The following is a 13,191-nucleotide window of genomic DNA, read 5'->3' on the forward strand; positions in this document are numbered from 1 at the left end:
TTCTAGGGCAATCTTGTTTATGGTGATAGTATTTCAACAATTTCATATATCTTTGTATGATAATCTTCATTTACTTTGTTTTTTGATTGACTTGAATTTTCCTTTTATTAACCCTTTTAATCCCTGTTACTTTTGCTAGTGGACTCGTAGGCTTGTTTTTAAGTACTAGAAAATATACTTTTTAACTTTCTATCGTTTTTTAACAAAGGCGGACAAAAAAATAAATCCCCAGAAACAAAGTTTCTGGGGATTTTTAATTGCGGAGGCCAGATTTGAACTGACGACCTTCGGGTTATGAGCCCGACGAGCTACCGGACTGCTCCACTCCGCGGCAATAAAAAATTATGAAATTGAGTTACTATGGGCGGAGAAGGATTCGAACCTTCGAAGCTATCGCAACAGATTTACAGTCTGCCCCCTTTGGCCGCTCGGGAATCCACCCATATGTTTAAGCCGATGATCGGACTCGAACCGATAACCTGCTGATTACAAGTCAGCTGCTCTGCCAATTGAGCCACATCGGCAAAATACCCTTAAATCGAGTACGAATAATATAATATCATAGGAATTTTGTTTCGTCAAGCTTTTTCTTCTTCTTTCGCCAAAAAGTGCGCTCCCCGCCTTTTATACTAATATATAAAATTAATTGCCCGCATAATATCCCCAATATATTGCTGCATAAAATGGAGCACCAATACAAGAGAGGCAATATAACATCCCAGAGAAATAGGCTTTAACAAATGATTCTGCCTTCTGGAATACGCCATCACTTCTAGTATGGACTGAATACATAAAATTATGAAAAATTGTCCTGCCAAAGTTAGAAAAGCTTGCATAATTTTGATCCTCCTTCAAAAACTTATTACATACTATGAAAATTCCTCTTTTCAAATGACGTTTTTCCGTTCATAATAATAGAAAAGGAGGGTCTGATATGAACAAAAAAATTAAAGAAACAGCACTTTCCATCTCCGCCGCATCAGCGGGTCTTTTCGGCGGACTCATTTTTTGGCAAAAAGCCTGTTTTTGGCAAGCACAAAAAAGAGCAGATGATGCCCTTTTTGAAATATATGCCTCATCCCTTGGGGATATTGCTTATTCCTCCTCGGGACACGGCCGCCCTTTGCTCCTCATTCACAGTATGATGCTGGGGACAAGCCGTAGGGAGTGGGATATGGTGATTTCTTCTCTATCGGAGCAATATCATGTTTACGCCTTAGATTTGCCCGGCTTTGGCAATTCCTTTTTGCCGGATAAACCTTGGACAGCTTATCAGTACGCCCATATCATCCATGAATTTATGGAACAGATTATCCGTCGTCCTGCCTGTATTCTGGCCTCCAATGGCGGCGGTGATTTGGCATTGGTTACCTCTATGCTTTATCCTGAAAAAATAAAGGGAATGATGCTGATTTCTCCTGAAGGCTTTGGGCGTGGCTTTGCCACAAATGAGGACTTAAAACCCCTTCATAGTTTGCTATTGCCTGTTTCAGGCACACAGCAATTTCTTATGGAGACTACGAAGAGTAAAATAAAAGGAAGCTTAGAAACAGCTTTTTTTGCAAAAGAAAAAATCTCAGATGAATTGGTGCAAACGTTTCATACTTCGGCAAGAGGAAGTAAAAACAGGCAGATAACCTTTGCCACTCTGAAAACCGGTTTCTGGCGTGCAGATACAAAGGCGGCTTTCTCTGCCCTTTCTGTACCATTTTGGATTTTCTGGGGTGAAGAAAATAAAACGAACCCCATTTCAACCATGGAATGGGCTGAAAATGCACGTCCTGACGGGGAATATGTAATTTTTGAAGAAGTGGGTAATTTCCCTCATTTGGAAAATAGCCAAAACTTCTTACAGATCGTAAAAGAATATTTGAAATAAAGGGGAATACAACAATGAATACAACTGCTTTACCAACGTACACCCAAGAAGCCATGGAGGCTTGGTTTCGCCAAGTGACCAGCCCCGGCTCCAGGCTTTTAAGCCATGGGGTCGTACCAAAAATAGAACCGAAATTTGTAAGCTGCAGTCTTGAGGAAAAAAGTGTTACCCTCTCCTTTGATGTTTTGGAATGGGAACTAAACCCTCAAAATTCCATTTATGGGGGCATCATCGCCACTGCCTTTGATACAGCTCTGGGGCTTCTTTGTCATTACTTCACAAAACCCCAAGTGGTAATCACTGTAAGCTTAAATACCACTTATCATAAACCTATGTTCTTGGGAGATACCTATTATATCAAGGCAAAAATGGACTTTCAGGGACGCTCCTTGTGTAACATAACAGGGGAAGCTTGGTCAAAAAAAGACTCTGCTATTACGGCCAGCGCCACCTCGGTTTTTAAAGCCCTCAGAGAAACACAAAATAACCCACTCATTTAGAAAGGATGTGCTACATATGATAATCAGCGAAAATTTGAGTCAAAAAAATATGGAAGCTTGGTTTTCACAAATAAGCGCTCCTGATTCTTTTTTGAAAAAAAAGGGTGTTTTGCCCCTTTTAAATCCCACTTTTAAAGAGTGCAGCTTTGAGAAAAAAGAGCTGACCCTGGCATTTAAAGTAATGGATTGGGAATTAAACCCCGAAGGCGGACTCCATGGAGGTATGATTGTAAGCGGGTTTGACATAACCTTTGGCCTATTATGCCATTATTTTTCACAACCAAATATGGTTTGCACCGTAAATCTATCTACTACTTTTATACAGCCTGTTTTACCCAGCGATACCGTAGAGTATCACGCCCGCATCATTTCCCAAGGGAAAAATGTTGTTGCTATGACAGGAGAGGCACAGCTGAAACGAGGAAATATTCTTGCAGCTACAGCCTCCACAACCTTTATGATTTTGAATAAAATATTAGAAATACCCAATGAAAATGATTCCTTAGTAAAGATATAATTGCATTACGTATGTAATGATTTCTATTTTTCAAAAATGCCATGATAATAACTGCAATTAAAATGCTTTTTAAAAAAGTTATATTTTAGATAATTTGTTTTTTTCTATTCTAAAAAACGAAAACCTGAAAGTATTGGGATCGATTTCCCATCCTTTCAGGTTTTTCATTTATGATTACTTTTTCATAATAGGAAGCCAAACCTGACTGTGGTAATCTGCCGCACTTTGGTCACCTTCAAAACAAGCATGCTAATCCTTTAGAAAACATTCATATCATAGCTTTTCTCTTAAAATATTATATCTCCCAAATTTTGAACACGAAAAAGGTTTGGATTTACGGAAATCATAAAACTTCCTGTCAATCCAAACCCTTTTCATACCCCATTCAAATCCAAACTTCTTAGATAAGTATTATTTTTTCAGCAACCCCTACTGAAAATAAATAGCTTCCCCTACTTATCTTGTCCAGTTCATGCCGATACCACTGCACCCTTACGAATACGAATGATGATTTCACATTCCTCCTCGTTTTGGTTATCTTCGTATACAACATCCATACCACTGCGGCGGATTACCTCCAAGGATTGCTTAATGGTATTGGTAAACAAACGAAAATCTGTTACATAACGTTTTTCTCGTCTTTCCCCCTTTTCTGAATGCTTACTGCGCATTTCCTCCAACGTATGCTCCACAAATTCCTCTGTGCGCTTTACGTTCATCTCTTCCCGAATCATATGAGCCATTACCAATAAACGGCTTTCTTCATCAGGCAGGCGAAGCAATGCTCTTGCATGTCGTTCTGTAAATTGATGCTCTAACAGTTCTTTTTTCACACTGTCTTCTAATTTTAAAACACGCAGCTTATTAGCGATGGCAGATTGACTTTTGGAAAGCTTCGTAGCCAGCTCCTCTTGGGTCAATCCATAGTCTTCCATCATGTTGCGGTAGCCTTCAGCCTCTTCCAAGAAGCTTAAGTTTTGCCGTTGAATATTTTCAATAAACGCCAACACGGCGCTATCACTATCAGTTACCTGAACAAACAAAGCAGGAACGGTTTTCAATCCGGCCATTTCAGCCGCCCGAAGACGACGCTCTCCCGCCACCAATTCATAAAATCCTCCACTCATTTTTCGAACAGTAATGGGCTGCAGAATTCCATATGCGGTAATGGATTCCGCCAGTTCTTCCAATGCACCAAGATTAAAATACTTTCTTGGCTGATATGGATTGGGGCGAATTTTTTCAATTGGCAGCTGATATACAGCCTTCTCCTTTTTTAAACGCATTTCGGGAAATTTCAAAACCTCCATATGTATTTCCGCCTTTTATATTCTATGGAAACCGAGATAACATTACAAATCTACGGCATTTTTCTTTTTTTTCTTTCTTTATTTTAACATAGGAAGCACGTTTTGAAAGAAAAAGAGTATAACAAAAACTCTGCGACCTCGACAAAATGACTCGGCATAAGACACAAAAAGCTCGAAGGGTTAGAGATATTGACAGAGGTTGTGAAAAAGTTTCAATTCTATACCATTTTCTCGTCATTTTATTCCAAATTTTACACTACATATACTGCTTTTTTTGACACACAAATACTATATATTGGTATTTCGATATTAAACTGATTTATTTTCTAGGGAATTATTTCTACCATTCTCAGTTCTCTTTTCCTTTAATCACTCAAAATAAATGCCTGACTTTTTATTTCCCCGGTTATGATGAATAACCTTTTTCCTGTCTATTTTTGAACTTATTTACGCAATAAAAAAGACAGCAATCTCTATGATGTGCTGTCCTCTTTCTATTTTAATGGATTTTTCGAAATCTTCCCTGCTTTTCTTGGGTAAGCTGTTGGTGTTGGTGCAACCTTTTCAATGAAAATCAATTTATGGGATAACACCGTAAAAGGAATTGTAACATCAATGACCTCTGTCACCTTTCCACCAAGCTTTTCCAAGGCACCCTTTGCCTCTTTGATTTCATCTAAAGCATCAGGGCCTTTTAGCGCCGCCAAAGTTCCCCCTACTTTTACAAAGGGCAGACAATATTCAGCCAATACCGCCAAATTCGCCACTGCACGAGAGACACAATAATCAAACTGTTCCCGATACAAAGGATTTTGCCCACCATCCTCTGCACGAGAATGGACACAGGCAACCTCCCTCAAGCCCATAGACTGAATGGCCTCTTCCAAAAAACCAATTCTCTTTTGCAAAGAATCCAAAAGGGTCATGGAAACTGAGGGACAAGCGATTTTCACCGGCAGTCCGGGAAAACCAGCTCCCGTGCCCACATCGATTATCTTCGTGGATTCTGTTATTTTTAAATAAGGCACAAGGCTCAGGCAATCGGCAAAATGCTTTAAGATAACCTCACGTTCCTCTGTGATTGCCGTTAAATTCATTTTTTCGTTCCACTCTAAAAGCAGAGACATATAAGTCATAAACTGTTCCGCCATCTGTTCAGAGAGCTGAACATGCATCTGCTCACAGCAGGATTGTAACAGCATTTTATTTTCCATGCACTACTCCTTCTCTATATAATTTATCTTCCATTTACCAAAGTGATTAGGCTCCGCCACCATTTGCACAGAAATCACCTCGGTAATTCCCTCATCATTTTTACAGGTGAGGGCTACAGTTCTAATTTCGTTCCAAATATCATCGGAGAAAAAATGCAGGTTTTTACGTTCCTCGAAAAACTTTTTGATACCATCAAAATCCGCAATGGCAGCCGCTGATGCTGAAAGATAGCCCAATGCCTCATCCTGACTATCTTTTTCCAAAGCCAGCAAGAAGGAACGCAAGGTTCCACTGGGGTTTGGCAACGAGAAAAACGGTCCACTCACTGTATTAAAACATAAGTCCTCCAAGGGGAATTTTCTTTTGGGTAAAAACAACCTTCTATCTTTTTGGGGACTTTCCTTTTGTGTCCCTTCCCAAGGCAAAAATACCTTCATTCAACCCCCTCCTTTCTAAATATATAAAGCACAAGCAAGATTCGGTAAAGACCTTGGGCTTTGTTCTCACACTGCCTAAGGTGGGGCAGACAATGAAGTTGGCTTTGCAATAGAAAAGTTATGAAAACCAACTTAAAAAACCAAACTCTTTTATTGCAATCCCATTTTGTGGGGTTGTAGGGTTGAGAACAACAACCTGAAATCTTTGTTTCTCGTCCTTAATCTCTGGAACTTCTCTTTTGCTGTTCCAAATAAATCAATAATACGGAAATGTCCGCAGGCGATACTCCGGTAATTCGTGATGCATGTCCTAAAGAAGTAGGTCGAATTGCATCCAACTTTTGCTTTGCTTCAATGCGTAACCCTTGAATATTCTGATAATTCATATTTTCCGGAAGCTTACGGTTTTCCAGCTTCTTAAACTGCTCTACTTGCTTCAATTGCTGTCCAATATATCCCTCATACTTAATTTGTATATTTACTTGCTCCCGCACATCAGTGGGAAGCTCAGGTCTTGCTTCATCGATGGGCGCAAGCTTTTCATAATCCAGTTCGGGTCTTTTAATCAAATCCGATAATTTCACTCCTGATTTAATGGGTGTACTCTCATATTGATCCAATATTTCTAAGGTTTTAGCATGAGGAGCAATGGTGAGACCCTTTACCCTCTCTATTTCCAAAGCAACCAGACGCTCTTTTTCCTGTAATGCAAGGTAACGTTCCTGAGAAATCAAACCAATTTCGTGGCCAATGGGCATAAGCCTTTGATCCGCATTGTCCTGCCTCAGCAACAAACGGAACTCTGCACGGCTTGTCATCATGCGGTAGGGTTCTTTACTGCCCTTGCTGATTAAATCATCAATCAAAACACCAATATAGCCATCGGAGCGCTGTAAAATCACAGGCTCCTTTTCCTGAATATATCTAGCCGCATTGATGCCGCCGATTAACCCCTGTGCCGCCGCTTCCTCATAACCGGAACTTCCGTTAAACTGCCCTGCGCTAAACAACCCCTTATACTCCTTAAATTCCAGAGAAAGCTTTAACTGGGTTGCATCGATGCAATCATATTCAATGGCATAAGCAAAACGAGTAATCTCGCAACGCTCCAATCCAGGAATCGTACGATACATAGCAATTTGCACATCTTCAGGCAAAGAGGAAGACATTCCTTGAATATACATTTCCTCTGTGGTTTCCCCTTCAGGCTCAATAAAAATCTGATGGCGCTCTTTATCTGCGAATCGTACTACTTTATCTTCAATAGAGGGGCAATATCTGGGGCCTGTGCCCTCAATCACACCACCGAATAATGGAGAACGATGGAGATTGTCCCGAATAATCTGATGGGTATTCTCATTGGTGTAGGTCAACCAGCATAACGCTTGTTCTCTTTTGATATCTTCTGCGGTATTTTCAAAAGAAAAGGGTGTAATTTTTTCATCTCCATATTGAGGCTGCATCTTATCAAAATCCAAAGAACCTCTCAGCATTCTTGCAGGGGTTCCCGTTTTAAAGCGATATAAACGAATGCCCATATCTTTAAGATTTTGACTTAACTGGGTTGCGGGCATCAAATTATTGGGACCACTGGGAATAATCACATCTCCATGTAAACAACGCCCCTGCATATAAGTACCCATACATAAAACAACGGCTTTGCAACGGAAAATAGCCCCCGCCGCAGTGATAACACCAGAAACTTTATCGTCTTCCATTAAAATTTCTGCAATTTCCCCTTGATAAACCCGAAGATTCGGTGTTTTTTCCAAGGTATGCTTCATTTCGGCTTGATACTTTACCTTATCCGCCTGGGCACGCAGGGAATAAACCGCAGGCCCCTTTCCTGTATTCAGCATTTTTGTCTGAATATAGGTTTTATCAATTACTTTTCCCATTTCGCCGCCTAAAGCATCAATCTCTCTTACCAAATGCCCTTTAGAACTGCCCCCAATGGAGGGATTACAGGGCATCATGGCAATACTGTCTAAGCTGATGGCAAATAAAATGGTTTTCATGCCCATTCTTGCCGACGCCAACGCCGCCTCACACCCCGCATGACCACCACCAATTACAGCAATATCAATGGTTCCCGCTTCATATTTCATTTTATAACTCCTTCATATCCCAAAGGGAAATTTCCCTCGTTATCATTTATCACTCTTAACCTAATATTTTAGGGCAAGTTTGTTCAATAAGCAATGCTTTGGGCATAATCTATTGGGAAAATTTCTCCCACTTTCAACATAATTTGTAAAAAATAATTTTATTTCCCCAAACAGAATTTTGTAAATATGCGGTCAATGATCTCTTCATCTGCAACATCACCAGTGATTTCACCTAAAAAGCGGTTGGCATCCTGTAAATCCATAGAAATAAAATCCTCAGGCATACGGGTACGAATGGTTTCCAGACAACGCTCCATGGCCTCTTTTCCTTGGAATAGTGCATTTTTGTGACGAGTATTTCCCAATAGGGCATCCTCGGCTTTCACACTTTCTCCGCTGAAAAACAATTCCTTTAAGCCATGAATTAACTCATTAAAGCCTAGATTTTCTTTAATGGAAACAGAAATCAATTGTTCCTTAGGGATATATTGTTCCAGCTCGTCCATAGACAGCTTTCTTTCTAAATCCGTTTTGTTCAACAAAACAAGGGTCTTTTTTCCTTGTATAAAAGAAAGAATTTCTTTATCTTCCGTTTCTAAGTGTCTGGAGCTATCCAGCATCATCAATATTAAATCGGCTTTTTCCGCATAAGCTTTTGATTTTTCCACGCCCATTTTTTCTACCAAATCCCCTGTTTCACGGATACCTGCAGTATCTACAATCTTCATGGGAATACCATCAATATTGATATATTCTTCAACAGTATCTCTGGTGGTACCAGGAATATCCGTTACGATCGCCCGTTCTTCCTCCAAAAGCCAATTTAAAAGTGAGGATTTACCTACGTTTGGCTTACCTACAATTACTGTTTCCAAACCATCACGAATAATTTTTCCCCGATCGGCATTTTCCAATAGTTTTTCCATATGCTCTAATATTTTTAGGGTTCCCTGCTCCATATTCCCGTAGGTTTCCTCTTCCACATCATGCTCAGGATAGTCGATCACTGCCTCTATCTTGGCAATCATATTCAAGATTTCATCTCTCAAGGAACGAACTTCTCTTTTCAACCTACCTTCTAACTGATTCACAGCTGCCTGACGGGATAAGTCTGTTTGAGAATGAATAATATCAATGACTGCCTCTGCCTGAGTCAGATCCATACGACCATTTAAAAAGGCTCTTTTGGTGAATTCCCCAGGCTCCGCCAATCTTGCGCCCTCGTTTAAGATAGCCTCTAGGATTCTTCGGGTCACCAACGCACCACCATGACAATTGATTTCCACAATATCCTCTTTTGTATAGGTCTGAGGGGCTTTCATTACAGAAACCAAAGCTTCATCAATGATTTCACCGTGGCTTATAATTTTTCCATAGGATAAAGTATGACTTTTCTTTTCCAAAAGGGATTTTTTTCCCTGAAATAAGCGATCCGCCAGCTCAATACATCCCCGTCCACTTATTCTGACAATGCCAATCCCCCCCATACCTAAAGGGGTAGAAATCGCTGCTATAATATCATCTAAATGATTGAATCTATTCACAGTATCCCTCCTTTTTCTATAAGTGCTAAGGTCAAGATCAAGGTCAAGTCAAGGTCAAGGTCTCGGGACGCTGTCCCGAACCCTGCAAGCCTTTAAAAAGGCTTGACCTAAATTTCGCAGGTGATTCATAACAAAATTAATATCTATTCTCCTAACCCCCATGAAAATGGGGGTTCAATTTAAAGTTTCTGGTCTTGCTTTTTTCAAAAAGCAAGTGGGTGTGGGTGAAACCCACGGTCTTTCTTAACCTTTAATACAGGAAAAACCCGTAACAAGAGCCTCCTGCAACGGGTTTTGAACTGCTTTTTATTTTAAAGTAATTACAACATTACGATAAGGCTCTTCCCCTTCGCTGAATGTTGTTACATAACGATCATTTTGCAATGCAGAGTGGATAATTCTTCTTTCATAAGGATTCATCGGCTCAAGCACTACGTTTTTCTTTGTATGCTTTACTTTCTTCGCCAGGTTAAAAGCAAGAGTTTCCAAGGTTTCCTTCCTTCTTTGGCGATAATTTTCTGTATCAAGCATTACACTGATATAAGCACTGCTGCTTTTGTTTACAACCAGATTCACCAAATATTGCAATGCATCCAAGGTTTGCCCTCTTTTGCCAATCAGAATCCCCATGTCTCCGCCGGTTAAATTAATCAAAAGATGTTTATCCTTCATTTGCGTTTCAATTTTTACAATCAGCCCCATGGATAAAAACACTTCTCTTAAAAAATTTTCTGCGGCACGTTCGGGATTAAAATTCTTTCGAACCAAAACAATTGCTTCTTTTCCGCCAAATACGCCCAAAAAACCTTTTGAACCTTCGTCAATAACAGTGATGGATACCTCTTCCTTAGATGCCCCAAGTTCCGTTAAGGCAGCAGCAACCGCTTCTTCAATGCTCTTACCGCTTTTTCTAATTTCATCCATTCTGCTCAGCCTCCCCCGCGAATTTCTTCTTATAATATTTCTGCAATACTACCTGCTGAATAATTCCAATTAAGTTACTGATTGTCCAGTAAAGTCCAAGACCTGCGGGCATAGAAATACAGAAAAAGCCCATCATAAACGGCATCACATAAGTCATCGTCTTTGTCATAGCCATTGCAGGATTATTGGGATCATTATTAGCTGATGGCGTCATTACCATCATAATTTTTGATTGTGCATAAGTAGTGATTGCAGCAAAAGCAGGAATTAACACACCAGGCCATTTTAATCCCGCTGCACTTACGAGGGGGATAAACAAAAATGTCTCAATATTATTTTTGGTTGCCAAAAGTCCAATCAATGTGTCACCATTGGAGCCAAGCTGATTTAAAATATTTGTCCAAGCATCTGCGCCCAAATAATTTACCAGCATAACAACATCATTCAGTCGGCTTAAATCAAAACCGCTTGTTTTAATAATTTCTACATTTTTGTTGTGATCAACAAAGGCCTGGGCATAGGGAGCAAACACGTCCATTCTCAAGTCCTTTGGAATTTGCAAAATTGCGTTTGCAATGTCAGTATAATTTTGGCCAATGACATCAACATAAACATATGCATTTTGGAACAAATAAAACAATGCATACAAAATAGGAAGCTGAACCAACAAAGGTAAGCATCCGCCCATGAGGCTGATACCGTTCTTCTTTTGAAAATCCTGCATCTCCATAGCCATTTTCTGCTGAGACATCTGATCTGTCTTGCCTTTATATTTATTTCGAATCTTTTCCAATTCAGGCTGAAGCATTTGCATCTTAAAAGAAGATTTCTGCTGTTTCACCATCAAAGGAAATAGAATTGCTTTCACGATCAAGGTAAATAAAATAATTGCAAAGCCTAATACGCCTGCTTCCGTCATACCATAGAGCCCATTAAAGAGCATATTGTAAACTTGTCCCAAAATTTTGGCAATAGGACCCAATATGCTTCCGGGCATCTTTACAGACGTAAACGTCGTCAAAACGACACCTGATAATAGTTCACTTCCAAACACGCTTTATGCCTCCTTAACAAACAGATAGAATTTTTTGCCCCGCAGGACAAGACAACAAACAATAGAATTTTTTTAGGGAACGGGGTCATAGCCGCCTTCATGGAAGGGATGGCACTTCAGAATTCTTCTGACGGCAAGATATGTGCCCTTAAAGATACCATAACGAGATATCGCGATAAATGCATACTGAGAGCAGGTGGGGGTAAATCTGCAATGAGGTCCAATCAAAGGAGAAATTCCCACCTGATAAAATCGGATTAACAGTAAAAAAAACTTTTTAACCATTTCTCTCATCTCTCTTCATTTTCAATTTCTTTCTCGCAATTTTTTTCCTGATGATTTTCTTGATAAGAAAGAAGTAATTGATGTTTTTTCAATAAATGCCGCAAGGAGGCATTCACCTCATGATAGGTGGCATCCTTACAAATTACCCGGGCAATTACAACAATATCGTAACCGGGACGAATTTCTTCTTCCATATTACGATAACTTTCCCGAATCAGACGAGTCACATGGGAACGTACAACGCTTTTTCCTACCTTTTTACTGACAGAAATACCTAATTTGTTCCCTTGTGCCCCATTTTTTACTACATACATAACCAAGTGGCGGTTGGCAATGGATCTGCCTCTATTATATACATACCGAAATTGAAAATTTTTTTTCAAAGATTCTGTAAAATTCATAATAATCCTTCTTTCATTCGGTACCGCCAAGTTATTCCTCATATGAACAAAAGGCCACTTTCAGCGGCCTAATATACTTTTTGGTATGAGGATTATGCGGATAATACTTTTCTACCTTTTTTTCTTCTTGCTGCAAGCACTTTTCTACCGTTGGCTGTCAACATTCTTTTTCTGAAGCCATGTTCTCTGCTTCTCTGTCTCTTTTTGGGTTGAAATGTCATTTTCATAGTTATACGCACCTCCTTTATTGCAGGGATTCACTGCCCTATTTACGAGCACTGTTACTATTATAGTAAAAAAGGATAGGTACGTCAAGAAAAATATTTACCTGAAAAGCCTTTAAATGCTGGGATTTTGGGGTAAAAGTTTACAATATGCTGAAAAAAATTCAGGTTGGACAAATATATAGATTTTTTTATTTAGGTTTCACTATATATAGTAGAACTTTTAAAAATAACAAAACTAAAACCATTTCCAAGCTCTAAAACACTGTTATATGATACAAAAAAACCATAGGCATAGCTTGGTTCATGAAGCTATCACCCCTATTTCCTTTTAATTTTATAGGTTGTACAATTAAAATCAAGAAATTTTAAAATTATTTTCAACGAAATTCATTCTTTTTTCGTGGCATACCTTTAAAATCTTTTATAATATATGTTTTTTTCATCATACATGATTGCAAACGACAGATTTTTCCATTCATTTTTTTTCGTTTCCTTGGGGATAACCATAATTTTTGATTGCGGTTGTGGATAACTTTTGTTATACTATGGGCAAAGTATTGTTTCATTGATGATCCACAAAATTCACAATTCTTTTACAGTACCAAAATCAAAGTTATCCACAAACTGTTGATAACCCTGTGTATAACCTCGATTTTATGTGAAAAACCTCTTGAAAAAACATTCCTTTTATAAAATATGCAATTATTTAAGTCAGGATGTCCCGTGTTTTTCTATATTTTGCATACTGTTTATTTTGTGGGCAAGTACAAAGCATTCGCTGTGAATAACT

Annotated in this window: 14 protein-coding genes and 3 tRNA genes; 3 read left to right on the forward strand and 14 right to left on the reverse strand. The window is 39.1% G+C overall.

The genetic code is table 11. The features are described from left to right. Positions 1 to 257: 257 nt before the first annotated feature. The 4 genes from CPRO_RS14675 to CPRO_RS14690 all read right to left on the reverse strand — a co-directional run bounded on the left by CPRO_RS14675 (position 258) and on the right by CPRO_RS14690 (position 836). Positions 258 to 331 (reverse strand) — tRNA-Met (locus tag CPRO_RS14675). Between the two features lie 30 nt (positions 332 to 361). Then, a tRNA-Tyr gene (locus tag CPRO_RS14680) sits at positions 362 to 442 on the reverse strand. Positions 443 to 451: 9 nt separating this feature from the next. Beyond that, positions 452 to 524 (reverse strand) — tRNA-Thr (locus tag CPRO_RS14685). A gap of 105 nt (positions 525 to 629) precedes the next feature. Then, the gene (locus tag CPRO_RS14690; RefSeq protein WP_066053514.1) at positions 630 to 836 is read right to left on the reverse strand and encodes a hypothetical protein; all 207 of its coding nucleotides are present in this window, start codon (positions 834 to 836) and stop codon (positions 630 to 632) included. Positions 837 to 934: 98 nt separating this feature from the next. On the opposite strand from CPRO_RS14690, the gene CPRO_RS14695 reads away from it, so the two are divergent. The 3 genes from CPRO_RS14695 to CPRO_RS14705 are packed head-to-tail and all read left to right on the forward strand — an operon-like array spanning position 935 to position 2,896. After that, positions 935 to 1,879: an alpha/beta fold hydrolase gene (locus CPRO_RS14695; RefSeq protein ID WP_066053517.1), complete on the forward strand. Its 945-nt coding sequence runs from the start codon at positions 935 to 937 to the stop codon at positions 1,877 to 1,879. A 14-nt stretch (positions 1,880 to 1,893) separates the two neighbouring features. Then, the gene (locus tag CPRO_RS14700; RefSeq protein WP_066053520.1) at positions 1,894 to 2,379 is read left to right on the forward strand and encodes a PaaI family thioesterase; all 486 of its coding nucleotides are present in this window, start codon (positions 1,894 to 1,896) and stop codon (positions 2,377 to 2,379) included. Between the two features lie 16 nt (positions 2,380 to 2,395). Continuing rightward, the gene (locus CPRO_RS14705; RefSeq protein ID WP_066053523.1) at positions 2,396 to 2,896 is read left to right on the forward strand and encodes a PaaI family thioesterase; all 501 of its coding nucleotides are present in this window, start codon (positions 2,396 to 2,398) and stop codon (positions 2,894 to 2,896) included. Positions 2,897 to 3,366: 470 nt separating this feature from the next. Here the strand turns inward: CPRO_RS14705 and noc are convergent, their stop codons facing one another. From noc to rpmH, 10 genes are all read right to left on the reverse strand, one after another. Beyond that, positions 3,367 to 4,206 (reverse strand): nucleoid occlusion protein, encoded by an 840-nt coding sequence (gene noc / locus CPRO_RS14710; RefSeq protein ID WP_236782362.1) that lies wholly within the window; start codon positions 4,204 to 4,206, stop codon positions 3,367 to 3,369. Positions 4,207 to 4,700: 494 nt separating this feature from the next. Next, entirely contained in the window at positions 4,701 to 5,420 is a 720-nt protein-coding gene (gene rsmG, locus CPRO_RS14715) for a 16S rRNA (guanine(527)-N(7))-methyltransferase RsmG (protein ID WP_066053525.1), read from the reverse strand. Positions 5,421 to 5,423: 3 nt separating this feature from the next. Further along, positions 5,424 to 5,858: a hypothetical protein gene (locus CPRO_RS14720; protein WP_066053528.1), complete on the reverse strand. Its 435-nt coding sequence runs from the start codon at positions 5,856 to 5,858 to the stop codon at positions 5,424 to 5,426. A 218-nt stretch (positions 5,859 to 6,076) separates the two neighbouring features. Beyond that, positions 6,077 to 7,966 carry a tRNA uridine-5-carboxymethylaminomethyl(34) synthesis enzyme MnmG gene (gene mnmG / locus CPRO_RS14725; RefSeq protein ID WP_066053531.1) on the reverse strand — a complete coding sequence of 630 codons (1,890 nt, stop codon included), beginning with the start codon at positions 7,964 to 7,966 and terminating at the stop codon, positions 6,077 to 6,079. 158 nt (positions 7,967 to 8,124) lie between these two features. Further along, on the reverse strand, positions 8,125 to 9,510 hold the full coding sequence (gene mnmE, locus CPRO_RS14730; RefSeq protein WP_072743379.1) for a tRNA uridine-5-carboxymethylaminomethyl(34) synthesis GTPase MnmE: 1,386 nt from the start codon (positions 9,508 to 9,510) through the stop codon (positions 8,125 to 8,127). Positions 9,511 to 9,816: 306 nt separating this feature from the next. Then, on the reverse strand, positions 9,817 to 10,434 hold the full coding sequence (gene jag, locus CPRO_RS14735; RefSeq protein ID WP_066053534.1) for an RNA-binding cell elongation regulator Jag/EloR: 618 nt from the start codon (positions 10,432 to 10,434) through the stop codon (positions 9,817 to 9,819). Continuing rightward, positions 10,427 to 11,488: a YidC/Oxa1 family membrane protein insertase gene (locus CPRO_RS14740; protein WP_066053536.1), complete on the reverse strand. Its 1,062-nt coding sequence runs from the start codon at positions 11,486 to 11,488 to the stop codon at positions 10,427 to 10,429. The genes jag and CPRO_RS14740 overlap by 8 nt, the downstream gene beginning before the upstream one ends. A gap of 72 nt (positions 11,489 to 11,560) precedes the next feature. Continuing rightward, the gene (gene yidD, locus CPRO_RS14745; RefSeq protein ID WP_066054127.1) at positions 11,561 to 11,773 is read right to left on the reverse strand and encodes a membrane protein insertion efficiency factor YidD; all 213 of its coding nucleotides are present in this window, start codon (positions 11,771 to 11,773) and stop codon (positions 11,561 to 11,563) included. 5 nt (positions 11,774 to 11,778) lie between these two features. After that, positions 11,779 to 12,174 (reverse strand): ribonuclease P protein component, encoded by a 396-nt coding sequence (rnpA, locus tag CPRO_RS14750; protein ID WP_066054130.1) that lies wholly within the window; start codon positions 12,172 to 12,174, stop codon positions 11,779 to 11,781. 92 nt (positions 12,175 to 12,266) lie between these two features. After that, entirely contained in the window at positions 12,267 to 12,401 is a 135-nt protein-coding gene (gene rpmH, locus CPRO_RS14755) for a 50S ribosomal protein L34 (RefSeq protein WP_066053539.1), read from the reverse strand. Between the last annotated feature and the right edge of the window lie 790 nt (positions 12,402 to 13,191).

Origin of the sequence: Anaerotignum propionicum DSM 1682 (genome assembly GCF_001561955.1) — a bacterium.
GTDB lineage: Bacteria > Bacillota > Clostridia > Lachnospirales > Anaerotignaceae > Chakrabartyella > Chakrabartyella propionicum.